The sequence below is a fragment of the Seonamhaeicola sp. ABD4_340 genome (genome assembly GCF_056312135.1).
The window spans coordinates 3,088,100-3,114,055 of sequence record NZ_CM149981.1; the positions used below are offsets into that span (position 1 = coordinate 3,088,100).

The 25,956-nt window shown below is 32.4% G+C and carries 25 protein-coding genes; 20 read left to right on the plus strand and 5 right to left on the minus strand.

What is annotated here, in order from left to right:
- Positions 1–4 precede the first annotated feature (4 nt).
- Both ACYX4H_RS13255 and ACYX4H_RS13260 read right to left on the minus strand, forming a co-directional pair.
- On the minus strand, positions 5–337 hold the full coding sequence (locus ACYX4H_RS13255) for a translation initiation factor (RefSeq protein ID WP_476236764.1): 333 nt from the start codon (positions 335–337) through the stop codon (positions 5–7).
- Positions 338–364: 27 nt separating this feature from the next.
- Positions 365–1,315 carry an isopenicillin N synthase family dioxygenase gene (locus ACYX4H_RS13260; protein ID WP_476236765.1) on the minus strand — a complete coding sequence of 317 codons (951 nt, stop codon included), beginning with the start codon at positions 1,313–1,315 and terminating at the stop codon, positions 365–367.
- Positions 1,316–1,445: 130 nt separating this feature from the next.
- Here ACYX4H_RS13260 and ACYX4H_RS13265 point away from each other — a divergent pair, with 130 nt between their 5' ends.
- From ACYX4H_RS13265 to ACYX4H_RS13275, 3 genes are all read left to right on the plus strand, one after another.
- Complete coding sequence (locus tag ACYX4H_RS13265) at positions 1,446–3,446, plus strand: alpha-ketoacid dehydrogenase subunit alpha/beta (protein WP_476236766.1); 2,001 nt, start codon at positions 1,446–1,448, stop codon at positions 3,444–3,446.
- Between the two features lies 1 nt (position 3,447).
- Positions 3,448–4,329, plus strand: a complete 882-nt coding sequence (locus tag ACYX4H_RS13270; protein WP_476236767.1) for a sterol desaturase family protein — start codon at positions 3,448–3,450, stop codon at positions 4,327–4,329.
- Between the two features lie 79 nt (positions 4,330–4,408).
- The gene (locus ACYX4H_RS13275; RefSeq protein ID WP_476236768.1) at positions 4,409–5,095 is read left to right on the plus strand and encodes a hypothetical protein; all 687 of its coding nucleotides are present in this window, start codon (positions 4,409–4,411) and stop codon (positions 5,093–5,095) included.
- Positions 5,096–5,099: 4 nt separating this feature from the next.
- Here the strand turns inward: ACYX4H_RS13275 and mgrA are convergent, their stop codons facing one another.
- Positions 5,100–6,116, minus strand: a complete 1,017-nt coding sequence (gene mgrA, locus ACYX4H_RS13280) for an L-glyceraldehyde 3-phosphate reductase (RefSeq protein ID WP_476236769.1) — start codon at positions 6,114–6,116, stop codon at positions 5,100–5,102.
- A gap of 124 nt (positions 6,117–6,240) precedes the next feature.
- On the opposite strand from mgrA, the gene ACYX4H_RS13285 reads away from it, so the two are divergent.
- From ACYX4H_RS13285 to ACYX4H_RS13295, 3 genes are read left to right on the plus strand one after another with little or no spacing between them, the layout of a single operon-like run.
- Positions 6,241–7,794 (plus strand): DEAD/DEAH box helicase, encoded by a 1,554-nt coding sequence (locus ACYX4H_RS13285; RefSeq protein ID WP_476236770.1) that lies wholly within the window; start codon positions 6,241–6,243, stop codon positions 7,792–7,794.
- Between the two features lie 30 nt (positions 7,795–7,824).
- Complete coding sequence (locus tag ACYX4H_RS13290; RefSeq protein ID WP_476236771.1) at positions 7,825–8,667, plus strand: DMT family transporter; 843 nt, start codon at positions 7,825–7,827, stop codon at positions 8,665–8,667.
- 7 nt (positions 8,668–8,674) lie between these two features.
- Entirely contained in the window at positions 8,675–9,730 is a 1,056-nt protein-coding gene (locus ACYX4H_RS13295) for a glycosyltransferase family 9 protein (protein WP_476236772.1), read from the plus strand.
- Here the strand turns inward: ACYX4H_RS13295 and ACYX4H_RS13300 are convergent.
- Positions 9,727–10,263 (minus strand): 5' nucleotidase, NT5C type, encoded by a 537-nt coding sequence (locus tag ACYX4H_RS13300; RefSeq protein WP_476236773.1) that lies wholly within the window; start codon positions 10,261–10,263, stop codon positions 9,727–9,729. The genes ACYX4H_RS13295 and ACYX4H_RS13300 overlap by 4 nt on opposite strands.
- A gap of 237 nt (positions 10,264–10,500) precedes the next feature.
- Here ACYX4H_RS13300 and ACYX4H_RS13305 point away from each other — a divergent pair, with 237 nt between their 5' ends.
- A complete protein-coding gene (locus ACYX4H_RS13305) occupies positions 10,501–11,109 on the plus strand; it encodes a hypothetical protein (RefSeq protein ID WP_476236774.1) in 609 nt (202 codons plus the stop codon).
- A 154-nt stretch (positions 11,110–11,263) separates the two neighbouring features.
- A complete protein-coding gene (locus ACYX4H_RS13310; RefSeq protein ID WP_476236775.1) occupies positions 11,264–12,400 on the plus strand; it encodes an endonuclease/exonuclease/phosphatase family protein in 1,137 nt (378 codons plus the stop codon).
- A gap of 44 nt (positions 12,401–12,444) precedes the next feature.
- Here the strand turns inward: ACYX4H_RS13310 and ACYX4H_RS13315 are convergent, their stop codons facing one another.
- Positions 12,445–13,332, minus strand: coding sequence for an AraC family transcriptional regulator (locus tag ACYX4H_RS13315; RefSeq protein ID WP_476236776.1), 888 nt, complete (start codon positions 13,330–13,332; stop codon positions 12,445–12,447).
- Positions 13,333–13,629: 297 nt separating this feature from the next.
- Between ACYX4H_RS13315 and ACYX4H_RS13320 the strand changes: the two genes are divergently transcribed.
- The 12 genes from ACYX4H_RS13320 (at position 13,630) to ACYX4H_RS13375 (ending at position 25,877) form a co-directional block, all read left to right on the plus strand.
- Entirely contained in the window at positions 13,630–14,304 is a 675-nt protein-coding gene (locus ACYX4H_RS13320) for an NAD(P)H-dependent oxidoreductase (protein WP_476236777.1), read from the plus strand.
- 8 nt (positions 14,305–14,312) lie between these two features.
- A complete protein-coding gene (locus tag ACYX4H_RS13325; protein WP_476236778.1) occupies positions 14,313–15,320 on the plus strand; it encodes a zinc-binding alcohol dehydrogenase family protein in 1,008 nt (335 codons plus the stop codon).
- Positions 15,321–15,347: 27 nt separating this feature from the next.
- The gene (locus ACYX4H_RS13330) at positions 15,348–15,824 is read left to right on the plus strand and encodes a cupin domain-containing protein (protein WP_476236779.1); all 477 of its coding nucleotides are present in this window, start codon (positions 15,348–15,350) and stop codon (positions 15,822–15,824) included.
- 49 nt (positions 15,825–15,873) lie between these two features.
- The gene (locus ACYX4H_RS13335) at positions 15,874–16,707 is read left to right on the plus strand and encodes a DUF4437 domain-containing protein (protein ID WP_476236780.1); all 834 of its coding nucleotides are present in this window, start codon (positions 15,874–15,876) and stop codon (positions 16,705–16,707) included.
- Positions 16,708–16,712: 5 nt separating this feature from the next.
- Positions 16,713–18,476, plus strand: a complete 1,764-nt coding sequence (locus ACYX4H_RS13340) for a sulfatase family protein (RefSeq protein ID WP_476236781.1) — start codon at positions 16,713–16,715, stop codon at positions 18,474–18,476.
- A 22-nt stretch (positions 18,477–18,498) separates the two neighbouring features.
- Entirely contained in the window at positions 18,499–19,605 is a 1,107-nt protein-coding gene (locus ACYX4H_RS13345) for an L-dopachrome tautomerase-related protein (protein ID WP_476236782.1), read from the plus strand.
- Between the two features lie 100 nt (positions 19,606–19,705).
- Positions 19,706–20,563 carry a helix-turn-helix domain-containing protein gene (locus ACYX4H_RS13350; RefSeq protein WP_476236783.1) on the plus strand — a complete coding sequence of 286 codons (858 nt, stop codon included), beginning with the start codon at positions 19,706–19,708 and terminating at the stop codon, positions 20,561–20,563.
- 126 nt (positions 20,564–20,689) lie between these two features.
- Positions 20,690–21,535 (plus strand): enoyl-CoA hydratase/isomerase family protein, encoded by an 846-nt coding sequence (locus tag ACYX4H_RS13355; protein ID WP_476236784.1) that lies wholly within the window; start codon positions 20,690–20,692, stop codon positions 21,533–21,535.
- 47 nt (positions 21,536–21,582) lie between these two features.
- Positions 21,583–22,566, plus strand: coding sequence for a zinc-dependent alcohol dehydrogenase family protein (locus tag ACYX4H_RS13360; RefSeq protein ID WP_476236785.1), 984 nt, complete (start codon positions 21,583–21,585; stop codon positions 22,564–22,566).
- Positions 22,567–22,771: 205 nt separating this feature from the next.
- On the plus strand, positions 22,772–23,851 hold the full coding sequence (locus tag ACYX4H_RS13365; RefSeq protein WP_476236786.1) for a bestrophin family protein: 1,080 nt from the start codon (positions 22,772–22,774) through the stop codon (positions 23,849–23,851).
- A 134-nt stretch (positions 23,852–23,985) separates the two neighbouring features.
- Positions 23,986–24,951 (plus strand): 2OG-Fe(II) oxygenase, encoded by a 966-nt coding sequence (locus ACYX4H_RS13370; protein ID WP_476236787.1) that lies wholly within the window; start codon positions 23,986–23,988, stop codon positions 24,949–24,951.
- Between the two features lie 125 nt (positions 24,952–25,076).
- Positions 25,077–25,877 carry an SDR family NAD(P)-dependent oxidoreductase gene (locus tag ACYX4H_RS13375; RefSeq protein WP_476236788.1) on the plus strand — a complete coding sequence of 267 codons (801 nt, stop codon included), beginning with the start codon at positions 25,077–25,079 and terminating at the stop codon, positions 25,875–25,877.
- The last annotated feature ends 79 nt before the right edge of the window (positions 25,878–25,956 follow it).

Sequence of the window (25,956 nt, forward strand, 5' to 3'; positions counted from 1 at the left end):
TGTATTAGCCGCCAACGCGTTTTACTTTAAACCCTTTGTTTTTTAAAATAGTCATTATTTTATCTCTGTAATCACCTTGAATAAAAATTTTATCATCTTTAAAACTACCACCAACACTTAGCGTTTTTTTTATGTCTTTTGCTAGTATTTTAAAATCTTCGGTAGCGCCTGTGTAACCTTCTAAAATTGTAATAGGCTTGCCTTTACGTTTTTCGTATTTGCAAATTATAGGGTCATCTTGCATCCAAATATTATCATTTTCATTGGAAGTTTCATTAATTGGTTCTTCCGATACGTGATCTGGAAACAGATTTTTTAATTGATCTTGTAAATCCATATTAAGTTTAAATAAATAAGCAAACGGCTATTTTTTAATTAGGCCCAATTCAATTAAACGTTCGGTTAAAAATTCGCCAGCAGTAATATTATCAAACTGTTTTGGGTTATTTTCATCAATGCATTGCTCTAAAACATCTAATTTCATATCACTAATTGGATGCATAAAAAATGGAATTGAATAACGCGAAGTTCCCCAAAGCTCTTTAGGTGGATTAACCACTCTATGAATTGTAGATTTTAATTTATTATTTGTGTGCCTTGATAGCATGTCTCCAACATTAATCATTAATTCATCAGGTTGTGCTATGGCATCAATCCATTCGCCTTTATGATTTTGCACTTGTAAACCTTTACCTTGCGCACCCATTAAAAGGGTTATTAAATTAATATCGCCATGTGCAGCAGCTCTAACAGCTTCTTTAGGTTCTGCAGTTATTGGTGGGTAATGAATAGGCCTTAAAATAGAGTTTCCGTTGTGTATGTAATTATCAAAATATGTTTCTTCTAAACCTAAATGAAGTGCTAAAGCCCTAAGTACATATTTTGCTGTTTTTTCAAGCATTTTGTAGGTTTCTTTACCAACTTTGTTAAATTCTGGTAATTCTTCAACATTAACATTTTCTGGGTATTCGGCTTTTAAAGCGTCATTATCATCAACATATTGTCCAAAATGCCAAAACTCTTTTAAATCGCCTTCTTTTTTACCTTTTGCACTTTCTTTTCCAAATGACACATAACCTCTTTGTCCGCCAATACCTGGAATTTCGTATTTCTGCTTAGTTTCTAAAGGTAATTCAAAAAAATTCTTTACTTCAGTATATAACCTTTCAACCAATGCGTCATCTAAAAAATGCCCTTTTAAGGCCACAAAACCTATATCTTCATAAGCCTTTCCTATGGCATTTACAAAGCTTTGTTTTTTTTCTGGATTGTTAGAAATAAAATCTTCTAAATTAACACTTGGTATACTATTCATGTTATTTTTTTTAATTGTGAATGTTACAAATGTACAAAAACATTACAAGTTTAGAGTCTGTTTAATTTAACTTAAATTTGAGGATTAAGCTTGCTTTTTATGGTATATTTGATATGTAATATCCCAAATTATGAGCGCTAGTTTTGCTAATAAAACCTTAGTTTATAAAAACAAATTAAAAACCAAAAAGTTAATAAACTTATACGTAAACATGCTAAAATCTCGCATGATTGAAGAGCGTATGCTTTTATTACTTAGGCAAGGAAAAATAAGCAAATGGTTTTCGGGTATTGGGCAAGAAGCAATTGCCGTTGGTGTTACGTTAGCATTAAAAAAGAATGAATATATTTTACCAATGCACCGTAATCTGGGAGTTTTTACTAGTAGAAACATACCATTAAACAGATTGTTTGCACAGTGGTTTGGCAAAGCTTCGGGTTTTACAAAAGGTAGAGACAGATCGTTTCACTTTGGTACACAAGCATATAAAATTATTGGTATGATATCACATTTGGGCCCACAATTAGGTGTTGCCGATGGCATAGCATTAGCCAGTAAATTAAAAAACAAAAACACTGTAACTGCTGTTTTTACAGGTGAAGGCGGCACTAGTGAGGGTGATTTTCATGAAGCACTAAATGTGGCTTCCGTTTGGCAATTACCCGTATTATTTTGTGTTGAGAATAATGGTTACGGACTTTCAACTCCTACAAAAGAGCAATATAATTGTGAAAATTTGGCTGATAGAGGTTTAGGTTACGGTATGGAATCGCATATAATTGACGGCAATAATATTATTGACGTTTACACCAAAATTAAAAAGATAGCCAAAAGTATGCGCAAAAATGCACGACCTGTTTTAGTAGAATTTAAAACTTTTAGAATGCGTGGACACGAAGAGGCTAGCGGTACTAAATACGTTCCGGAATCTCTTTTAAAGACTTGGAAAAAGAGAGATCCGTTAAAAAATTATGAGCAGTATTTAAAAAGTAAAAATATTATAACTGATGATTTTGAAGTTAAAATTAAAGCTGAAATAGATACTGAAATAAAAGACAATTTAGCTATTGCTTTTGCTGAAAATGATATTGTATTTTGTGAAAGTATAGAATTAAATGATGTTTTTAAAAATTTTGATTTTCAAGAGTTTAAACCAGTAAAAAATACAAATAATTTAAGGTTTGTTGATGCCATTTCTGATGGGCTAAAACAAAGCATGGAACAACATGAAGATTTAGTTGTTTTAGGACAAGACATTGCTGAATATGGTGGTGTTTTTAAGGTAACCGAAGGTTTTGTTCAGCAATTTGGTAAAGAGCGTGTTCGTAATACACCCATTTGCGAATCTGCAATTATTGAAACCGCCATGGGTTTATCAATTGCAGGCATGAAAGCAGTTGTAGAACTTCAGTTTGCAGATTTTATTAGTTCGGGTTTTAATCCTGTGGTAAATTATTTAGCAAAATCATACTACCGTTGGCAACAACACGCTCATGTAGTTTTAAGAATGCCTTGTGGTGCAGATGTTGGTGCGGGTCCTTTTCATTCACAAACCAATGAAGCGTGGTTTACAAAAACACCTGGTTTAAAAGTGGTGTATCCTGCATTTCCGCAAGACGCCAAAGGCTTGTTAAACACTGCTATAAATGACCCTAATCCGGTATTATTTTTTGAGCACAAAGCCCTTTATAGAAGCATACGGCAACCCGTGCCCACTAATTATTACACCATTCCGTTTGGAAAAGCTTCAGTAATAAAACAAGGCGCGCAAGTTAGTGTTATAGCGTATGGCGCAGCCGTTCATTGGGCGTTAAATACTCTAAATAAAAATCCAGACATATCAGCCGATGTAATTGATTTACGTACACTTCAACCACTAGATACTGAAACTATTTTTAATTCGGTAAAAAAAACAGGTCGTGTTATTATATTTCAAGAAGACTCGCTTTTTGGTGGCATTGCTAGTGATATTTCAGCATTGATAATAGAAAATTGTTTTGAATATTTAGATGCGCCCATACAACGGGTTGCTAGTATTGATACGCCAATTCCGTTTGCTAAACCTTTAGAAGATGGCTATTTACCCAAAAACCGATTTGAAATAGCTTTAAAAACACTTATTAATTATTAATATGAATACCTATTTAGAGGCTTTTTACAACGCTTTTGTTAATTCTGTTACATGGACTTGGCATTCAATAACTTTTAAAGTACCAATACAACAAAATTACTTTTGGGGTTTAGTGGTTATTTCTTTGATTGTTTGGCTGTTAGAAATTGTATTTCCTTGGCGTAAAGAACAATCTATATTTAGAAAAGATTTTTGGTTAGATGCTTTCTACATGTTTTTTAACTTTTTTATATTCACAATAATTATAAGCGGTTTTTACAATGTTTTAGAATTAATTTTTGAAAATTTTGGTATAAAAGCAACATCATTTCAATTGATAAATTTAGCGCATTTACCAACATGGTTAGAATTATTAGTATTTTTTGTGCTATTAGATTTTGTACAGTGGTTTACTCATGTTATGCTACATAGATTTGAGTTTTTATGGCAATTTCATAAAGTACACCATTCTGTAAAACAAATGGGTTTTGCTGCACATCTGCGTTACCATTGGATGGAAAACATATTATACAAACCGTTAAAACTATTAGCTGTTATGTTTATAGGTGGTTTTGAACCCCAACAAGCTTTTATTGTACATTTTGTAGCAATAACCATTGGGCATTTAAACCATGCCAACATTAAATTATCATATGGGCCACTAAAATATATTTTCAATAATCCTGTAATGCACTTATATCACCATGCTTATACACTACCAAAAACGCATAACCATGGTGTGAATTATGGTATTAGCCTAAGTATTTGGGATTATATTTTTAATACCAATTATATACCTGAAACTAGTGGCAAAATAACTTTAGGCTACAATGATGATAATAAAATGCCTAAAAACTTCTTTAAACAGCTAGTTTATGGCTTTAAAAAAGAAAAAAAGGAATAGTTTTTGTGTTAAAAGAAGTAAAAATGTATTTTAATTGTTAAGAATAAAAAATATATTTGAAAAAGTAACACAGTATTACATGATTAAAACACAACATTTCTATTATTTATTTATTGTGCTTTTGTTTTTTTCTGTATCAATGCAAGCTCAAATTGATTCTAAGAAAAAATCATTTGCAATACCCGCTGTAGAAACTAAAAAAGACTCCTTAGATGCGTCTCCTTTAACACCTTCAAAAAAAATAGATAATAAATCTAACCCATTCACAGGATTATCTGCCCCTAAACAAGTTCAAAATTTAAAAATGCCAAAAAAAGAATTATCTATGTTTAGTGAAGATTTTGGCGACCCTGGTGAATTGTATACAGACCGCATTAAAAAACACGAAAATACCATAAAACAACAAGAAGGTTTAGGTACTAAAGGGAGCAAGGTTGATGTGTTTTTTGGAGATCACAGAACAACATCAAAAGTGGTTAGAGTTATGTACAGAGATTATGGTTTAGAAGATGGTGATTTAGTGCGTGTTACTGTAAATGGTGAAATTATGGTTTACAGAGCAGGTTTATCAAATGCTTTTAGTGGTTTTAAAATTGAACTAAAGCCAGGTGTAAACACCATTGAATTTTTAGCCTTAGATGAAGGCTATGCATTACCAAATACCGCACATTTTAGAGTTGTTGATGAAAACAACAAAGTTATAGCATCAGATTTGTGGGCGCTTTCAATAAATGTAAAAGGCACCGTAAATATTATAAAAGAATAGCTGATTAAACACCAACTATTCTTTCAATACTTTGTAATTCTTCTTCAGAAAACTCTAAATTATCTAAAGCTTTTAAATTTTCTTTTAACTGATTTGCAGAACTTGCACCAAGTAAAACCGAGGCTACTTGTGGTTTTCTCAAAATCCAAGCAATAGCCATTTGTGATAATTTTTGTCCGCGTTGTTCAGCTATTTTATTTAAAGCTTGTACTTTTTTAATATTACTTTCAACAGTTTCAGTATTTAAATAACTTAAACTTTTTGCAGCTCTAGAACCTTCGGGTATTCCGTTTAGGTATTTATCTGTAAGCATGCCTTGAGCCAAAGGAGAAAATGCAATACAACCAACACCATTATCTTCTAAAGTATCTAACAGACCATTTTCTACCCATCTATCAAACATAGAATAACGTGCTTGATGCAAAATAAAAGGCACATTCAATTGTTTTAATATGGTTGCTGCTTTTTGAGTTTCTTCAGATTGATAGTTAGAGATACCTACATACAAGGCTTTTCCTTGGCGCACAATATCTGCCAAAGCACCCATGGTTTCTTCCAAAGGCGTATCTGGGTCTGGTCTATGATGGTAAAAAATATCAACATAATCTAACCCCATACGTTTCAAACTTTGGTCTAAACTTGCTATTAAATATTTTCTAGAGCCTAAATTACCGTATGGCCCGGGCCACATATCATAACCGGCTTTGGTAGCAATAAAAAGTTCATCTCTGTATTGTTTAAAATCTTGCTTAAATATAGTGCCAAAATTCTCTTCGGCAGAACCATAAGGCGGGCCGTAATTATTAGCTAAATCAAAATGAGTGATGCCAGCATCAAAAGCGCAACGTAAAATATCTCTTCCGTTTTGAATGCTATCAATAAAACCAAAATTATGCCACAACCCAATTGAAATAGCAGGTAAAAGCACACCACTTTTTCCGGTGCGCTTGTATGTCATTGAATCATAGCGTTGTTCATTAGCGCTGTAAGCTTTAACACCAGATTTATCGTTTATTTGCATGTTTTTTATTTTAATGTGATGTAGCAAAAATATGAATAAGATTAAGTTTTATTCAATATTTTACGTTAAACATACTTTCAAAACTGCATAAAGATGTTATTTTTGCATTTGTAAAAAATATTACATGGCAGTATCACAAACAGAATTAGAAGAAAGAAAAACCGGTAAAGATTTATACAGTTACCAAAAAGGCGCAATTGATAAAATTTTTAAAAGTTTTGATGAATCTCCTTCTGATTATCATTTGCTATATCAATTACCAACAGGTGGAGGTAAAACCGTTATTTTCTCTGAAATTGTTAGACAATATTTAAAAACTCATAAGAAGAAAGTTTTAGTAATGACTCATAGAATTGAGTTATGCAAGCAAACCTCTAGGGTTTTAACAGAATTTGGAGTTCATAATAAAGTAGTAGATAGTAAGGCAGATTTAAGTGATCAAGCAGACTATTCTTGCTTTGTAGCCATGGTTGAAACCTTAAACAATAGGTTAAATGATGATAAGTTAGATATTTCTGATATTGGCTTGGTAATTATTGATGAAGCGCACTACAATTCATTTACAAAACTATTTAAATTTTTTAGTCAAAGTTTTATTTTAGGTGTAACTGCAACACCTTTAAGTTCAAGCATTGAGCTGCCAATGACTGATAATTACGATGAGTTAATTGTTGGTGAAAGTATAGAATCTTTAATTAGTAATGGCTTTTTGGCAAGAGCCGAAATGTTTAGCTACAATGTTGGTTTAACATCATTAGTAGTAGGAGCAAATGGTGATTATACCGTAAAATCTTCTGAAGATTTATATACAGATGATAATATGCTCTCAAAATTATTAAGAGCTTATGAAGAACGTTCTAAAGGCAAAAAAACCTTAATTTTTAACAACGGTATTAATACATCATTACACGTGTATGATACTTTTAGAAGAGCAGGTTACCCAATAGCACACCTAGATAATACACACTCTAAAAAAGAACGTGCACAAATATTAAAATGGTTTAGTAAAACACCCGATGCCATTTTAACCTCGGTAAGTATTTTAACCACTGGTTTTGATGAACCTACCGTTGAAAGTATTATTTTAAACAGAGCTACAAAATCTTTAACACTTTACTATCAAATGATTGGTAGAGGGTCAAGGGTTTTAGACAATAAAAAAACATTTGCGGTTATAGATTTGGGTAACAACTTTCATAGGTTTGGACCTTGGGGTGATAATTTAGATTGGCAACGTATTTTTAGGTCTCCAAACTATTATTTAGATGCTTTATTAAGTGATGAAGAATTAGAAAGCAACTTTAGGTATGAAATGCCCGATGCTTTAAGAGAAGAATTTAGCAATTCTAAAGAAGTGTATTTTGATATTCAAAAAACATATGTAGAGTCTATTAGAGCTGGCGAATCATCAAAAGTTGTGTTAGAACGTTCTATTGCACAACACGCAAAAATTTGTGTTGAAAATAGCGAAGATGTTTATGATGCGCTTACACTAGCAAGAAAATTAGGTGATGACATTGATTTTAGAATTGGCCGTTACACAAAATGTATTAGTAAAAGTACATTTAATTTTGTTGAATGGTTAAAAGGCGAGTACCGTAAAAAACTAAACTCATACATTAGAACTAATTTTGATGAAGTTTTTGAAACCGTTCACGGCTATCCTCCTGAAGATTAAAAGATAAACACACCCTTTAAATAGTTTTATTTGGATTATAAACAAGCTTTAAAGTTTATGCTTATTAGTACACTTTCATTTGCGTGTATGAATAGCATTGTAAAGCATTTAGTGCAATTTAGCGCTTATCAAATTGTATTTTTTAGGTCTTTTGGTACATTAATATTTACGTTTTCCATTCTTTTTAAAAACAACATTTCCTTTTTTGGCAATAACAAAAAGCTTTTAATACTGCGTGGTATTGTTGGTTTAACATCAATGACATTCTTTTTTATGTCTACTAAATATTTGCCCATTGGTACAGCGGTTTCACTACGCTATATGGCACCTATTTTTGCAGCAGTTTTTTCAATTTTCTTTTTAAAAGAAACCGTAAAGCCTTTGCAATGGCTTTGTTTTATAATAGCTTTTGTGGGCGTTGTTATTTTAAAAGGGTTTGATACTCAAGTAAGCACTTATGGGCTTGTGCTCATTTTTTTATCGGCTATTTTTAGCGGATTTGTTTATATTGTGTTGAGTAAAATTGGTAATACAGAACATCCTGTTGTAGTGGTAAATTATTTTATGCTAATTTCATTATTTGTTGGTGGTTTATTATCAATTAATAACTGGATTACTCCAAAAGGTATAGAGTGGTTATTACTTTTAGCTTTAGGTGTTTTTGGGTATTTTGGACAAGTTTTTATGACTAAAGCATTCTATAAAGTAGCATCGGCAAGCCAAATAGCTCCTTTAAAATATATTGAAACTGTTTTCACCCTATTGTTTGGTGTATTTATTTTTTCTGAAGTATATACATTTTGGAGTTTATTAGGTATTGCTTTAATTATTATTGGTTTAGTTTTAAACGCAAGGTTTAAAGAAAAGAAATAGCAACTTTATGAATATTAAAAAAGCCATTAATAGCTTAAGATTTAAGGTAATGGGGCGTTTAACAAAAAACGTTGGCAAATCATACACTACACCAAATACACAATTAAAAAATGCTTCTCAAATAAAAAAAATATTGGTTAGTCGTCCTAATCATAAACTAGGTAATCAACTACTCTTAACACCTTTAATTCAAGAGCTTAATAACACGTTTCCTCACAGCAAAATAGATTTATTTGTAAAAGGAAGTGTAGCACATGTTATATATAAAAATTACAAACAGATAAATACCATAATAGAATTACCACGTAAACCATTTAACCAATTATTAAAATATGGTTTTACTTGGTTGAAGTTGAAAAAAACAAAATACGATTTAGTAATTAATGTTGACAAAAACTCATCTTCGGGCAAATTATCAACCAAATTTGCGAGGTCTACCTTTAAATTATTTGGCGATGTTGATGCTCAAATAATTAATAATTTTGATGATTATGAGCACCTTTCAAAATATCCTATTTACAATTTAAGACTGTATTTGCAGGTATTAGGATTACCAACAAACCAAACTGATGTTCCTGTTTTAAACATTAAACTAACCAATTCTGAAATTAAACACGGTAAAACAATTTTAAATAATATTACAAAAAACAACAAGCCAACTATTTGTATTTATACAAACGCAACAGGTAATAAATGTTATGATGAAATTTGGTGGAACACACTTTACAAGCGCCTTTTGAAAGAATTTCCAAAGCATAATATTATTGAAATGTTACCCGTTGAAAATATTTCAAAAATTAATTTTGAAGCACCTCATTTTTACAGTAAAGATATTAGAGAAATGGCTGGTGTATTAAATAACACCGCTGCTTTTATAGCTGCAGATAATGGTGTTATGCATTTAGCTAGCGCATCATTAACACCAACAGTTGGTTTTTTTAAAACAACCAACGCTGCTATTTACGCGCCATATGGTAACGGTAGTTTTGCTATAAACACTAATAAAAATACCAATATAAATGATTGGATTATTAGTATTAAAAATGTTGTGAAAACTGTTTAAATTATCGCTGGTTTTAAAAGTAAATTACCTATTTCTTCCCAATTTGTTACACGTTTGTAACCTGTGTCTTTTATATTATGCGGATTAGAAAATAAAAGTGTATCACCTTCAAAATTTTCTAAATTATAGACTCTATCATCAATTAATAAATCGCCATTTAAAATAAATTTATGGCCACACATAATTTGATGTTCCCAGGTAATAAACGGCATATATTTAGCCAACCAATCGCTTTTTTCTTTTAATGAAGTAGGAAACTGCGTAGCCGCTGTGGCTATATAAACTTCGTGTTTATTGTAAAGTGCTTCCATAACTTCAATACTATTAGGCAAAGGTTCTAATTCATAAAAAAAGCCAGGAGTAAAGGCATGTTGTAATACACTTTTTTGGTGCTGTTTTGGTACATTTTGGTAAACTTCGCCACTAATTATATCTTCTCTTTTTAAATTGGCATTAAACTCTCTGTTATACCATGCAATGTGTTTACCAAACGTGTCGGCTAGCACATCATCCATATCTACAAATATTGTCATAAACTTAATTTTTTAACTAAGTTCGGCAATTTTCAAAATACAAAAAACAGCAAATTGTTAAATAAAGTTAATATAACTGTAAGTTGTTTTGGTATAGGTGTTTAATCGGTGTTTTTTGCAAAAGAAATCAATTTATCGAGTTAATGTATTCATTGATATATTTTTTATTGCTGAACAGTTTAAAAAATATAATTTCAAAATAAATTAATTAACCCTATGAAAAATTATGCTTCCCTCATGAGCATTATTACTATTGGTATGGTAATAATGAGTGCTTCAGTATTAGCACAAGAAAATAATACTGTTATAAATGATGCACCTGAAAATTATAAAAAACGCAGTCCTGTTTATGATTTTTCTGAAAAAAACTTGAACAATACTGATACTATTCCAGATTTCAATTCGAAAAAAAATAAGTTAAAAATAACAGGTACTATTTATGAAGCCGATGGTGTTACACCTGCTAAAAATGTAGTATTGTTTGTGCATCAAACTGATGAAGATGGCAATTTTGAATTAAAACGCCACAATAAAAAACGCTATGTACACCACAGAGGTTGGGTAAGAACTGATGAAGATGGCAAATACACACTTTACACATTTGTACCTGGTAGTTATTTTCATAGCAAAGAGCCCAAACAAATTTATCCAATTGTAAAAGAACCTAATAAACCTGAATATAAAATTGAAACTTTTTTGTTTGATGACGACCCATTATTAACAGAAAAATGCAGAAAAGAAGTTAAAGAAACAGATCCGCAAAGAATTTTAAAATTAGATTTAAAAGAAGGGTTGTGGGTAGCTAAAAGAGATATTATTTTAGGTAGAGAAATAGATTCTTACTAAAGAAAAATACAACATAAAATTAAAGCAATCAAGTTAGTCACTTTGTTGCTTTTTTTGTTAATATACATTTAACTTATAGTATTTGTAAAATGTGTACTTTTAAACATCTCCTTAAACAAAATTGTTAGCCTAATCTTATAAAATAACTAATATTATGTGGTATAACGATTTAAGACCCGATAGTGAGCTCACAACAGACAGGTATTCATTAATAATGCTAGATGCTAGTAATAATTTTGCTAGAGAAATGACTGATGTTGATAAACAACGAACTATCAGCAATATTTTAGAATTAAAAAATGGGCTTCAACAAAAAATACCCAATAAAACAGTTGATAAAAACTTGCTTTTAGCTTCTTGGAATATTAAAAATTTCGGAAAACTGCTAAACAGAACCTCAGAATCGCTTTATTATATAGCAGAAATAATTAGCGCTTTCGATATTGTTGGTATACAAGAAATTAATAGCAACATTACTCAGTTTAATAAGTTGTTACAAATACTTGGAAGCCATTGGAAATATACTTTAAGCGATGTAACCGAAGGTGATTCTGGTAACGATGAACGTTTTGGTTTTATTTATGATTCTAGGCGTGTAACACACTCTGGGTTGGCTGGTGAGTTGGTTATTCCGGCAGAAATAGCAAATAACAACCCCATAATTAAGCAATTAAAACGAACACCAACTTTTACTGGTTTTGAAAGTGGTTGGCGAAAATTTTCTGTAGTTAGTGTACATTTACACCCAGGCGATGGTAACACTAATAAAAATTTACGCAAAGAAGAAGTTAAATTATTGCTGAATTTACTTGAAGGTAAACAAAAGAGTACTTCGTACGAAAATCAAAATCTTATTATTTTAGGTGATACTAATTTATATGTAGATGATGATGATATTGTAGATTTATTTACCTCTAAAGGCTTTTTTGAAAGCGATGGTTTAAAAGGAAAATTTACAAATACCAGTTTAAATCAAATTTACGATAGGATATTTTTAAACGTTCATAAATATTTTAAAATTGGTACAGATGCTAATGGCAATGAAAGAGGAGGCGTATTCAACCTTTTTGATTATGTGTATAAAAACACTGATGCTGAAATTGAAAAATATCACAGCTTAATGCTAGCGCATAAGGGCGATCCTTCAACATTAACATCAAATTCAGCTTTTAAAAGCTATTTCAATTCGTATTGGAAACGCAACCAAATAAGTGACCATTTACCTGTTTGGTTAGAAATTGAAGTAGATAGTAGCCCCAGTTTTTTGGCCAGCAAACTTCATAAGTTTTAAGCTTTTTTAAATAGGTATTTGTAAAACATTAAAAATTAAACGCTTTAGGCAACATCACAAGCCCCACGTTTTAGCAACATATATTCACCTTTGTTTTTAAATTCTTTAATAGAAGTACCTGCGTAACGCTTAAAGGTTTTAGAAAGGTGACTAACATCAGTAAACCCTAAATCGTCTGCAATTTGAGTTAGTGTGAAATCTGAATTTAACAATCTTATCTCAACTAATTTTAGTTTTGCTTTTATAATGTACTCACGTAACGACATTTTAGCTTGTTTTTTAAAATATTCACTAACGTAAGTGGCAGACATGTTAAATACATTGGCTAAATTATCAACTTTAAGTAATTCAGTTTTATCAATGTTTTCATTTATATAGGTTAGCATTTTAGTTATTTTATCATCACTTTTATCTTTAGGCAATTCAAAATAATTAGCTTTTTTAATATTTCTAATTAAAATTTCTAAAACGCTGGTCATTAAGCTTGTAACCAAACTAATGGCATTAGCATTACTACTTTTAGATTCTTGTAAAATAATATTTATTAGGCTTTCAAGAAAATCTCTGTCTGCAGTTTCTTTTATAATATCACCTGGTAATTGGTTGTAGTTAGATAAAATGTAAGCTGCTTCTTTAAACCATTCATTTCTATCAATACTTATGCTTTTAGCGCTTCTAAAAAATGAATCTGTAAATTTTAAAAACACAAACTTAGTTGGTTTTTCAATAGTAAAAGAATGACATTTTAAAGGTGGTAATAAAAAAATACTGCCTTTTTTGTATTTGTAATGGTTATAATTAATGCATTGTGAACCTTCGCCCTCCTTTATTAAAACTAATTCAAAAAAATTATTCTTTACAGGGCGTTGTTTCCAATCAGATAATTCAATTTCTTGTATTTCAAAAGGTTTATAAGCTTCTATTACTTGCATAACTAGAGATTTATGTTTGGTTTACTCGCAAAATTAACTAAAAATAGAGGTGTTGTGTTAATTTTAACCTTTATTTATACATTTCTACTATTAACAGCCCAAAAATTAATGCTCAATTATCAATTAAAACGCACACAAAATTGTTAAATAAAGACTATAAGCACAGGACTTTAAGAAAAGTTTAAGAGTAAAACCTCTTTTTATACTAACAACACCTTTTTTTGTACATGCTTTTACTAATGAAGCTAATGTACTTTTGTTTATATAATTAGAAAACTATTTAAAAAACACATAAAAATGAATACACCAAACATTGCACAAGAAGACATTTTAAACGCATTTAATTACAGACACGCTACCAAAGAATTTGACGCGTCAAAAACATTAACCGATGAGCAAATCAATTTCATCTTAAAAACAGCCAATTTATCACCAAGTTCTTTTGGTTTTGAACCTTGGCATTTTATAGTAGTGCAAGACAAAGAATTACGCGAACTTTTAAAACCTGTAGCTTGGGGAGCACCAGTAAAATTAGATACTGCAAGTCACTTTATTTTAGGTTTAGCCATGAAAGCACCTATGGTAAAACACGATGCAGCATACATTGAACACATGATGAAAGAGGTTAAGCAAATGCCTGAAGATGTTATAGAAATGTATTCTAAATTTTACAGAGAATTCCAAGAGCGCGATTTTAATTTAGATTCAGATAAAAAATTATTCGATTGGTCATCAAAGCAAACTTACATTGCATTAGGTAATATGATGACTGCTGCCGCATTAACAGGAATCGATTCTTGCCCAATAGAAGGATTTCATATTGAAGAAACCGAAGCTCTATTAAGAGATAAGTTTGATGTTGATACTGATAAATACGGAATTTCATTTATGGCTGCATTCGGATACAGAAAAGCAGATCCTGAATTCCCAAAATCTAGAAGAGCTTTTGATGAGATTGTAACTTGGAAGTAAGAAATATTATGAAAACAATAGCATACAAAGAGAACTTGCCAATTGATAACGAAAAGTCGCTGCAAGACGTTGAGCTTGACATTCCAAAAGCAAAAGGACATGATATTCTTGTTAAAACAAAAGCCATTTCAGTAAATCCAGCAGATTACAAAGTGCGTGCAGGAATGCCTGCTGAAGGTGACAACTGGAAAGTAATTGGTTGGGATGCAACAGGAATTGTAAAGGAAGTTGGAGAAGATGTAACCTTGTTTAGTGTAGGTGATGAAGTTTGGTATGCAGGAGATTTTACACGTCAAGGTAGTTATGCAGAATACCAAATTGTAGATGAACGTATTGTTGGTAAAAAACCAAAAAGTTTATCGTTTTCTGAAGCTGCTGCGTTGCCGTTAACAACACTTACAGCATACGAAATGTTGTTTGATAGGTTAGAGGTTTCAAAAGAAGATCCCAACAAATCTATTTTAGTTATTGGTGCTGCGGGTGGTGTTGGTTCTATTATGGTGCAATTAATTAAAAAGTTAACGAAGTTGAATATTATTGGTACAGCTTCTCGCGAAGAAACCACATCTTGGTTAAAAGAATTGGGCGCGGATACCGTAATCAATCACAGAAATAAATTGAGTGAAGAGTTTGAAAAATACAAACTTCCTGCACCAGAATATGTAGTGAGTTTAAATGCTACGGAACACCACGTAGATGAAATTGTAAAACTGATTAAACCTCAAGGTAAATTCGGATTTATCGACGATCCAAAATCGCTAAACGTGATGCCTTTTAAATCAAAAGCGGTATCAACGCACATCGAATTTATGTTTGCACGCTCAATGTTTCAGACCGAAGATATGATTGAGCAGCATAATATTTTGAACGAAGTTTCCGAATTAATCGACAACGGAACCATAAAAACCACATTAGGTGAAAATTTCGGAACTATAAATGCTGAAAACCTGAGAAAAGCACATGCGTTTTTAGAAACAGGTAAAGCAAAAGGAAAAATTGTTTTAGAAGGATTTTAGAAACAATAGAGTATAAAATTGTAAATTATGAAAACGAAAATAGTTGCTTTAATAATACTTATAGTTTGTTTTATAGGAGTTGAAGCAAGCGCACAAGTAAATAGCATAGATTCTGTAGCCACTTCAAAAGTGCAACATTTCAATTTTGATGAAATGGAATCAGAAACTATTGGTAAAGGCATAAAACGCAAGTGGTTTCACGGTGAAAAAGGACAAATGACCATTTTCAATCTTGAAAAAGGCGCTCATATTCCTTGGCACAAACACCCAAATGAGCAAATTACATACATTTTGTCTGGTAAGGTGAAAATAAAAACCATAATAGACGGTAAAGAAGAATTTGTAATTGTTTCTGGCGGAGAAGTAATTGTTTTTCCAGAAAATGTGCCACACGAATTTTGGGCATTAGAAGAAACGGTAGATTTAGATGTGCATGTGCCGGTTCGTCAAGATTGGCTAAGCAAAGAATTACCTGCATATCTTAAGAAAACAAAAGAAAAATAAAATTTTTAAAACGAAATGTTTTCGTTTTTAATCAATAAAAACAAAAATCATGAAATCAATCACAACAACATTAGTATTGCTGTTATTAAGTGTTACGGCTTTTGCCCAAACACCAACAACAGATGCTAGAAAATCTAAAAACGAAGTCGTAACGGCAGACAACGTAGAATGGGGATGGTTAAATCCATTACGAGGCGATAAAAGTCCTGCTGCAGGAAAACTTTGGGGCGACCGTACAAAAAATGAGCCAGCAGGTTTTTTAGTGAAATTTAAAAAAGGATTTTCATCACCACCACATATTCACAACATCACCTATCGTGGTGTTGTAATTAAAGGTTTGTTACATAATGATGATGAAAACGCCGAAAAACAATGGTTACCAGCCGGTTCATATTGGCAGCAACCAGCAGGAGAAGCACATATTACAGCTGCAGATGCTGAAGATAATATGGCGTTTTTAGATATTCAAGAAGGACCATATTTGGTAAAACCAACATCAGAAGCGTTTGATAATGGCGAAAAACCAGTAAACGTAGATAAAACCAATTTAGTTTGGTTAAACGCTAATGATATTGAATGGGTTTCAGAAAAAAGTAATGTAGAAACTGCTTTTTTATGGGGAAGTCACGAAAAAAATCAACTGCGCGCGTCTTTAATAAAATTACCTGCTGGATTTAAAGGTAAAATTAAAAATTTAAGTCCAAATTTTAGAGCTGTTGTTATATCAGGTAAAGTAACGCATCAATTTTCTAAAAAAGATGCTAAAAATATCTTAGAACCAGGTTCTTATTTTGGTGCAGAAGAAAAAGCATCACCACGCTTAAGTACAGATACAGAAACGGTTATTTACATCCGTTCTAATGGTAAATTCAAAATTAAATAGTACTTATGAAAACTTTAAAAATAGTATCTATTATAGCTTTGTCATTACTTTTTGGATGTCATTCAAAAGCAGATAAAACAGCCAAAAATAGCGAGTCAAAAGAAGAACAAAAGCAACCTAATATTCTTCTAATATTGGCAGATGATATGGGTTATGGTGACATTGGCGTTTACGGTAGTGAAATCAATACACCAAACATCAATAAATTGGCAGAAGAAGGCACGCAGTTTACTAATTTCCACGTAAGTGCAGCTTGTTCGCCATCTAGGTCTATGCTGATGACTGGTGTCGATAATCATAGAGCAGGTATTGGTAATTTGGTAGAAATACAAGCCGATAACCAATTTGGGCAACCAGGTTACGAAGGTTTTTTAAATGATGACGTAGTATCTGTAGCCACTCGATTAAAAGATGGTGGTTACCATACTTATATGGTTGGTAAATGGCACTTGGGAAAAACAGAAACCAAAATTCCTTATGCCAGAGGTTTCGAAAAGTCTTTTGCACTTATGGAAAGTGGTGCAGATAATTGGGTTGAACAACCGTATATGCCACTAAACAAAGAAGTGCATTATTTTGAAGATGATAAACAAATTAGTTTGCCAACAGAAAACTATTTTTCTTCAAATTACTACACTGATAAAATGATAAGCTACATCGATTCTAGTAAAGAAGATAACAAACCATTTTTTGGTTATGTAGCATATCAAGCGGTTCATTATCCACATCAGGCGCCAAAAGAATTTATAGACAAATATAATGGTGTTTATGATAAGGGTTGGAAAGAATTACGCCTTAACAGGTTACAGAAACAAAAAGAATTAGGAATAGTTTCACCAGAAGTTACCCTTAATTTTGAAAATGCAGCAACAACAGTTCCTGCTTGGAAATTGTCCGATTGGGAAAACTTATCAGAAGAAGAACAAAAGTTCAATGCCAGAAGAATGCAAGCCTACGCAGGTATGGCAGATAATATGGACTATAATATTGGTCGTATCATCAATCATCTTAAAGACATTGGTGAGTATGATAATACGGTAATTATTTTCCTTTCAGATAATGGTGCAGACCCAAATCAGTTACCAAAAAATCCGGCATTTAAAGATTGGTACAAAAACAATTACACCTATTCTTCTATGGAAGATTATAATGGTGATTATTCGCAAGTAGGGCTAAAAGGTTCCTTTTCAGATTACGGTCCAAACTGGGCTTCAGCATCCAACACGCCAAATAGTTATTACAAAATGTTTTCTACTGAAGGTGGTGTAAGAGTGCCTTTTATAGCGTGGTATCCAAAGAAAATTAAAGCCGGAAAAATTACTCAAGAATTTGCATTTATTAAGGATGTAGTACCTACAATGTTAGAAGTTGCAGGATTGGAAGACACAGGAAACACCTATAAAAACAAGGACATTTTTCCAATTACAGGAAAAAGTATGTGGGCATCTTTAACCACTGAATCGAGTAAAGTTCACAGCGCAGAGGAAACCATAGGTTCAGAATTGGCAGGTAGTAGAGCTGTTTTTAAAGGCGATTACAAACTAGTGTACAACCCTAAAACTAAAGGTTTTGGTGAATGGGAACTTTATAACATTATCAAAGACCCATCAGAAATGCATAATCTAATTTCTGAAATGCCAGAAGTTGCAGAAGAATTAAAGAAAGCTTACGAAGTGTACCAAACTGAAAACGGTGTAATTCCTGTTCCAAGTGATTATGATGTATTGAAACAGTTGGTGAAAAATTCTGAAAGAGAGAATTCGCATTAAAAAGTATAATTGTAAAATAGCTATGAAACATTCCATCTTAGTATTTGCTTTAGCAGTTTCGGTTATGACATTAAACGCACAAAATTCACTGACAGAAGCAGAAGTATTTGCCACAACAAATCAGGCAGTTGGTAACATTACGTTTACCAATAACGGCGATTTAGTTTATAGCCATCATCCATTTTTTGAACCCGAAAATCGCGTGATGATAATGGATGCAAAAACCAAAGAAAGCAAACCGTTTCCAAATAAAGCGTGGAACAAACCAAGAGTTACAGATGACAACTATTTAAGTAACGTTTTAGGAATCCGTAATGACCAAAATGGAATCATTTGGATGATAGATATGGCACAACGTAATAACGTAACGCCAAAAATCGTGGGATGGAATACAAACACCAACAGTTTAGAGCGTATTTATTACTTGCCAAAGTCGTCGGTTCCAAAGATTGCACAGCCCAACGATATGGTCGTAGATACCAAACACGGTTATTTTATCATTGCAGACGAAGGTATTGGTAATGGTGGCGATGGAAGTAAGGCGGCATTCATCATTGTAAATATGAAAACTGGAAAAACACGTCGCATTTTGGAAGGTACACGAACCACAAAACCAGAAAACACACCAACGGTTATTAATGGTAAACATCTGGCAGTAAACGGAAACGATTTGTTGGTTGGTAACGACGGAATTACAGCAGATAAAGATTTTGAATACATCTACTACGGACCGTTAAACGGAACCAAAATTTACAGAATTAAAACGCTTGATTTAGTAAATGAAGCTTATACAGATAAAGATTTAGATGCTAAAATTGAAACCTATTCTGAAAAACCGAACAATGGCGGAATGAGTATTGATATGGATGGAAATATTTACCTAACAGCACTTGAAACGCAAAGTGTTGCAGTGGTTTTAGCGAAAGATAAATCTGTAAAAACAATGGTTCAAGACAAAAATATGGTATGGCCAGATGGCGTGAGTTACAATCACTTAGATGGTTATATGTACGTTTCTGCAGCACAAGTAAACAATGGCGCTGTATTTAATAACGGAAAAGATAAATCATCAACACCATTTTACATATTTAGATTTAAACCTTTAGTAAAAGGTGTTCCTTATAGATAGTTTTAAGTTTAGTTTGATTGATTAATAGCAGAAAAAGCCACTATTTATAGTTTATAATGTGTGGCTTTTTCATTTTTAAAATGTTAAATTGGTAAGCATTATGGCAAGAACAATCCTAGAAAATATCGTTATTCAACAATACAAAGAGCAAACATTTTTCTCGTTTTGTGAGTATACCAGCATTCGTTTTTTCGAGATTTTATATTTTGAATCGGGTAATGGACGTATTAAAATAAACGGAAATACGGTTAATTATACACCAAATAGCATTTTTGTATTTGTTCCAGATGATATTTACATCGTTGAACCCGAAACGGCTACAAGTACCATTGCCATTAAGTTTTTAAAGAGTTTCTTTAGAAATCCCAACGAACAAAACCAAGAATTACCAGTAAACGACTGGTTTCGTAAAATTGAAGAAATTCTTAATAGCGAAAGCCATCAACTACGTGAAATGCAGTTTGAAACAACTTCAGACAGGTCGCACTTGGTTTCTTTAGTAAATATGGTAGCTACGGAATATTTAAATACCCAAACTCACGATATTTTTATTATTCAAAATTCATTGTCTGTAATTCTTCATTTAATTGCGCGTAATATTCAGTATGTAAACGCTTCAGAAGTCAAAGCAATAAAGTCTTCAAAAATTCAGCAAATCATTAACTATATTCATTCTAACATTTATAATTCGGAATTATTAACTACTAAAAGTTTAGCCAATGAATTCCATATGGCAGATAATTACATTAGTGAATATTTTAAAAAACATACCGATGTTTCTCTTAAAAAGTATATCATCAACTACAAATTAAAGTTGGTAGAAACTCGCCTAAAATACACCGATGCACAAGACTCTGAAATTGCATTAGAACTTGGTTTTACAGATTCTAGTCATTTAAACAAAACGTTTAAAACTTATAAAGGCATTAGTTTAAGTGCCTATAAAGCTAGTTTATAATAGTTTTTTACTAGAAACCTTATTTTTTACCAATACCACATTGTTTTCTACCAAAAAATAGCTTGATGTCTAGAATACATTTGTACTGTACAAACAACACAACAGTATTAATCAAATTCAGACATTATGAACTACAAGAACTTTCAAACATTCACAGCAAAACAAAACGGTGCTATTTTAACCGTAGACATCAACTTCGGACCGGTAAACGTACAAGGCCAAGAAATGTTAGCAGACTTAAGCAGTCTCTGTTTACGATTAGAACGCGATAGAAGCGTAAAAGTAGTCGTTTTTGAATCATCTAATCCAGGTTATTGGGTTTGCCATTACGATACCGATTTACTTAAAGACTTATCTACCGAAGCGGTACCAAGAAATGAAATAAAATTATTCGATTTACAATCTATTTTAGAGCGTTTAAGCAATTTGCCACAGGCAACAATAGCAAAAATTGAAGGTTTTGCGCGTGGTGGCGGACACGAAATGGCATTGGCTTTAGATATGCGTTTTGCAGCAAGAGGAAAAGCCAAATTCATGCAAATGGAAGTAGGTATGGGCATTTTACCTTGTGGTGGTGGCGCTTCCCGTATGGCAAGACAAACTAGCTTGGGTAAAGCTTTGGAAATCATACTTGGTGCAAGAGACTGGGGCGCAGATGAGGCAGAAAAATTTGGAACAGTAAACAAAGCATTAGATCCTGATGAGATTGGACCCTATGTTGATGCTTTAGCAGAACGTATCGCAAAATTTCCAGCAGATTCTATAGCAGCATGTAAGCGTGCAGTTTATGCTTCATTAGACTTGCCAATTAAAGAAGCTTTAAAAGAAGAAGCCTACCAATTATTCCAAGCAACAAGTAGAACACCAGCAGTTAAACGTTTTCAATATGCCGATGAAAATGGTGCTCAGTTTAACCATGATAACCAAAAGAATTGGGAATCTATGCTCATAGATATTCAAGAAATAAATTAAAATTTTAAAATCAAATTAATAAATCATAAATAAAAAGAAGAAAAATTATGAAAGCAATGTTATTAAACAGTTACGCTGAAAATGCAACATTTACAGCAACTGAAATTGATAAACCAGAAGTAAAAACAAATCACGTTTTAGTTAAAATAGCGGCATCTAGTGTGAATACAATTGACACCATGATTAAAAACATGGGAACCGATTTACCGTTATCGCCTGCTACACCTGCCTTATTAGGAATGGATTTTTCAGGAACCGTAGAAGCTGTTGGTGATGGTGTAGAAGGTTTTAAAGTAGGTGATGAAGTGTATGGTTGTGCCGGCGGATTAGCCGATTTACCAGGAACCTTAACGGAATATATTGTAGCAGATAGCAACCTTGTTTCACACAAACCAAAAGGCTTAACCATGCGCGAAACTGCAGCCTTACCATTAGTTGCTATTACAGCTTACGAAGGTTTAACAAGAGCAGGTGTAAAAGAAGGTCAAAAAGTACTAATACACGGTGGTTCTGGTGGTGTTGGTCACTTAGCAGTACAATTGGCAAAGTATTTTGGAGCAGAAGTTTTTGCCACAGGAACAGGTGACGACCAAAAAGCGATTGTAGAAAAATTTGGCGCAACCTTCATCGATTTTAAAACTGAAAAAGTAGCCGATTATACTGCAAAATATACCGATGGCGGTTTTGATGTAGTTTTTGATACCGTTGGTGGTGCAAACCTTACCAATTCTATTGAAGCCATAGCGCTTAACGGACATATTGCAACTACAGTTTCTTTATGTGAATTAGACTTAACACCCTTACATTTTAAAGGCGCATCATTACACGTGGTATTCATGCTAATTCCAATGTTACATAACTTTAAAAGAGATGTTCATGGTAAAATTCTAGAGCGTTTAGCTGAAATTTCTAATGAAGGACATTTAACACCAATTTTAGATGAAAATAAGTTTTCGCTAGAACAAGTGGGTGACGCTTATGCACACTTACAAAGCGGAAAAGCTATTGGTAAAATAGTAGTAGAAAACTAAAAAAAAATAAGGATTTGCAATGTATCCTTATGGTTGATTAGTAGCGTTAAATGCCTCTTTTAGAGGCATTTTTCATTTTTAAACAGTCAAAACCTTGTTTTTTACTAAAACCACCATTTTTACTACCAAAAACAAAGAGGACTTCACACGTAGATTTGCTGTATAAAAAAAACAAATTTTAGAAAATTTTTAAAACCAATCAGTTATGTATACTAAACCAAAATATTCAATTCCAGTAGTTCTTAAATGGACCAGAAGGTATATTTACATCTTCTTTTTAACCGCTTTAATTCCTGTACTACTTTATGAGGTTGTAGGTTGCAAATGGCTAACATTACCTTGGCAACCAATTGGGTTAATTGGTACTGCATTAGCCTTTATAACCGGTTTTAAAAACAATGCGTCTTACGATAGACAATGGGAAGCAAGAAAAATTTATGGCGGTATTGTAAATGCTTCGCGCTGGTTTACTACCATGGTAAACGATTTTATTACCAATACAAATGCAGAAGAACCAAAGAGTGAAAAAGAACTTTTTCTTATTAAAAAAACGATGGTGTTACGTCATGTTGCTTGGATGAGTGCCTTACGTCATGCTTTACGACAAAAAAAGACTTGGGAAACTGCAAAAACCAATAAATCGGACCAAGAGCATATGAAACAAATAAAGGTGCCAGAATTCGAAAACACATTATCTGACGATTTAGAAGACTATTTGTCTCTAGATGAAAAAGGTAAAGTTCTTTCTAAAACCAATAAACAAACGGCAGTTTTAAATTTTCAGTCTAATCACATTAGCAAATTGGCTTCATTAGGATTAATAGATAATTTTAGACATGTTGAATTTCAAAATGTTATAGGCGAATTATTCACCTTACAAGGAAAAGCAGAGCGTATTAAAAATTTCCCATACCCAAGGCAATTTGCAACTTTAAACACTTTTTTCGTTTGGATTTTCATCTTAATAATGCCTTTCGGTTTTATGCGTCAGTTTGATTTAACGGGACAATCTTTAATAGAATCTGGTATCCCAAATGCCTATTTTGGATTTTTAGCAGAAAATTTTGTGTGGCTTTCTATTCCGTTTAGTATAATTATTTCGTGGATATTTTTTGCTATGGAACGTGTAGGAGATACTTCAGAAAACCCGTTTGAAGGTATGGGTAACGATGTGCCAATTTCTACGATATCTAGAGCAATAGAAATAGATATTAGAGAAATGATTGATGATGACAAAACACTTATACCAAAGCCATTACCAGAATATCAAAATACTCAAATGTAAGTTTTAAGGTCTTAATTTTTCAAACCTTGTTTTTTACTAAAACTACCAGTTTTACTACCAAAATTTAGCTGCTGTTTAGCTTTAAATTTGTATCAAATAATAAAAGCAATTATAAAATTTTAAAAAATAATATCATGAAAACAATAGAACATACAAACGCACTTAAAGAAGCACTTGCTTTAGAAGTGCCATCAAGAGAATTATCATTAAGACGCGATCCATCGGTTTCTAAATTTTGGAACGATAACCGTGAATTATTAGAAGCTGCTTGGGCGGAATGGGAACAAAAAAACAAAGATAATTTGTTATTACCAGACGAATCTTTACTCGACCCAAAATTGCGTAAAGCCATTAACGATGCTTGGGAAAATCCAGAAAAAGAAATTGCTGTAGCCGATTTATGGGAAGAAATTATTCCTGGTGTGTACGAAACGCAGTTTTTCGATTTAGAGCGTTTAGCCGATTTTAGAACGTATTTAGAAGATGTGGTTAATTCTGGAATTCCAAAACGTGCACCTTACGGTATTCAATTAAACCGCTACGGTATGATGTTAGATCCACGTTCTGAAGGTCATTTGGCAGCACCAAGTTTTCAAGCATTCTATAACGCTATTATGGACCGTTATATGCGTCCTATTTCTCGCCTTTTATTAGGAACTTACGGTTACGACAATCAAACTTTCGGATTTTCAATACAGTACAATCCTGATAAAGACAAAGATTTACATGCGCATACCGATGCTTCATCAGCAACCTTAAATATTAACACCAATTTACCTGATGAAGAATTTACGGGTTCCATAGTAGACTTCTATGATAAAGCTTCTGGTAAAACGGTACAAACCAAGTTTCAACCTGGTAAAGCCATCATTCACAGAGGTAATGTACCACACGCCACACATCCAATTGAAAGCGGGCAACGCAGTAATTTAGTAGTTTGGTTGTATGGCGATAATATGCAGATACCACGAGGAAGTACCAGTAGTTATGGAAATATTAGTAACAGCAGTAGTATTAAAGATGTGGCATTAGAAAACGTTACAGCGCGCCAACGTTGGAGTTTGCCTGATGGACCAAAAGATACTGTTGCACCATTCTAAAAAATAGAATATTTTACAAATGAATTAGAAACGTCAGTTCGAGTAATTATTCTTCAGAACAATTTTTGAAAAAAAATAGTATGAAGAACTTCTCTTGAACTGACATTTTAATAAAACATAAAAAAATGAAAACCATATTAATAACAGGAAGTACCGATGGCATTGGGAAACTTACCGCTTTAAAACTAGCCAAAGAAGGACACCAAATATATCTTCATGGTAGAAGTGAAGAAAAATTAAAAGCAGTAATTAATGAACTAAAAGAAGCTTCAGAAAACCAAAATATTAAAGGATTTGTAGCTGATTTTTCAGATTTAAATGCTGTAAAACAAATGGCAGAACAAATTAATAAAGATGTTCCAAAACTAGATATATTAATCAATAACGCTGGAATATTTAAAACATCTTCAGAAAAAACAAAAGACGGTTTAGATATTAGAATGGCTGTAAATTACTTGGCGCCTTTCATCTTAACAGAAAACATTATTTCGGTTTTAGAAAAAGGAACAAATACAAGAGTGGTTAATTTAAGTTCAGCAGCACAATCTACCGTACAAAAAGGGGTATTAACTGGTGATGCAACAGTAAATGATAGTGAAAGTTATGCGCAGAGTAAACTGGCATTAACCATGTGGTCGTTCAATTTTGCAAAACAACATTCCAATATTACAACCATAGCCGTAAATCCAGGTTCGTTATTAAACACAAAAATGGCAAAGGAAGCTTATGGTCAACATTGGTCGTCTGCGGAGAAAGGTGTAGATATTTTATATTCTCTAGCCATGGATAGCATTCATGCCAATAAAACAGGTTCTTATTTTGATAACGATAGAGGTGGATATAATAATGCGCATCCAGATGCTTATGATATTGATAAAATTAATAATCTTTTAACTAATACAGCAGGTGTTTTAACAAATGTTTAATGCTTTAAATTAGGGCATTAAAGCTTTATTATTAGATTTATTATAGCATTAGTTTCAAAAAAAATAAAAAAAGGAAAAT

Excerpts from the sequence above, each read along its gene's own strand:
- ACYX4H_RS13355 (WP_476236784.1), top strand. The coding sequence starts at position 20,690 with ATGAACTACAAGAACTTTCAAACATTCACAGCAAAACAAAACGGTGCT.
- ACYX4H_RS13310 (WP_476236775.1), top strand. The coding sequence starts at position 11,264 with ATGTGGTATAACGATTTAAGACCCGATAGTGAGCTCACAACAGACAGG.
- ACYX4H_RS13260 (WP_476236765.1), bottom strand. The coding sequence starts at position 1,315 with ATGAATAGTATACCAAGTGTTAATTTAGAAGATTTTATTTCTAACAAT.
- ACYX4H_RS13360 (WP_476236785.1), top strand. The coding sequence starts at position 21,583 with ATGAAAGCAATGTTATTAAACAGTTACGCTGAAAATGCAACATTTACA.
- ACYX4H_RS13255 (WP_476236764.1), bottom strand. The coding sequence starts at position 337 with ATGGATTTACAAGATCAATTAAAAAATCTGTTTCCAGATCACGTATCG.
- ACYX4H_RS13275 (WP_476236768.1), top strand. The coding sequence starts at position 4,409 with ATGATTAAAACACAACATTTCTATTATTTATTTATTGTGCTTTTGTTT.
- ACYX4H_RS13365 (WP_476236786.1), top strand. The coding sequence starts at position 22,772 with ATGTATACTAAACCAAAATATTCAATTCCAGTAGTTCTTAAATGGACC.
- mgrA (WP_476236769.1), bottom strand. The coding sequence starts at position 6,116 with ATGCAAATAAACGATAAATCTGGTGTTAAAGCTTACAGCGCTAATGAA.
- ACYX4H_RS13345 (WP_476236782.1), top strand. The coding sequence starts at position 18,499 with ATGAAACATTCCATCTTAGTATTTGCTTTAGCAGTTTCGGTTATGACA.
- ACYX4H_RS13375 (WP_476236788.1), top strand. The coding sequence starts at position 25,077 with ATGAAAACCATATTAATAACAGGAAGTACCGATGGCATTGGGAAACTT.
- ACYX4H_RS13265 (WP_476236766.1), top strand. The coding sequence starts at position 1,446 with ATGAGCGCTAGTTTTGCTAATAAAACCTTAGTTTATAAAAACAAATTA.
- ACYX4H_RS13370 (WP_476236787.1), top strand. The coding sequence starts at position 23,986 with ATGAAAACAATAGAACATACAAACGCACTTAAAGAAGCACTTGCTTTA.
- ACYX4H_RS13325 (WP_476236778.1), top strand. The coding sequence starts at position 14,313 with ATGAAAACAATAGCATACAAAGAGAACTTGCCAATTGATAACGAAAAG.
- ACYX4H_RS13305 (WP_476236774.1), top strand. The coding sequence starts at position 10,501 with ATGAGCATTATTACTATTGGTATGGTAATAATGAGTGCTTCAGTATTA.
- ACYX4H_RS13320 (WP_476236777.1), top strand. The coding sequence starts at position 13,630 with ATGAATACACCAAACATTGCACAAGAAGACATTTTAAACGCATTTAAT.
- ACYX4H_RS13300 (WP_476236773.1), bottom strand. The coding sequence starts at position 10,263 with ATGACAATATTTGTAGATATGGATGATGTGCTAGCCGACACGTTTGGT.
- ACYX4H_RS13335 (WP_476236780.1), top strand. The coding sequence starts at position 15,874 with ATGAAATCAATCACAACAACATTAGTATTGCTGTTATTAAGTGTTACG.
- ACYX4H_RS13285 (WP_476236770.1), top strand. The coding sequence starts at position 6,241 with ATGGCAGTATCACAAACAGAATTAGAAGAAAGAAAAACCGGTAAAGAT.
- ACYX4H_RS13350 (WP_476236783.1), top strand. The coding sequence starts at position 19,706 with ATGGCAAGAACAATCCTAGAAAATATCGTTATTCAACAATACAAAGAG.
- ACYX4H_RS13270 (WP_476236767.1), top strand. The coding sequence starts at position 3,448 with ATGAATACCTATTTAGAGGCTTTTTACAACGCTTTTGTTAATTCTGTT.
- ACYX4H_RS13315 (WP_476236776.1), bottom strand. The coding sequence starts at position 13,332 with ATGCAAGTAATAGAAGCTTATAAACCTTTTGAAATACAAGAAATTGAA.
- ACYX4H_RS13295 (WP_476236772.1), top strand. The coding sequence starts at position 8,675 with ATGAATATTAAAAAAGCCATTAATAGCTTAAGATTTAAGGTAATGGGG.
- ACYX4H_RS13340 (WP_476236781.1), top strand. The coding sequence starts at position 16,713 with ATGAAAACTTTAAAAATAGTATCTATTATAGCTTTGTCATTACTTTTT.
- ACYX4H_RS13330 (WP_476236779.1), top strand. The coding sequence starts at position 15,348 with ATGAAAACGAAAATAGTTGCTTTAATAATACTTATAGTTTGTTTTATA.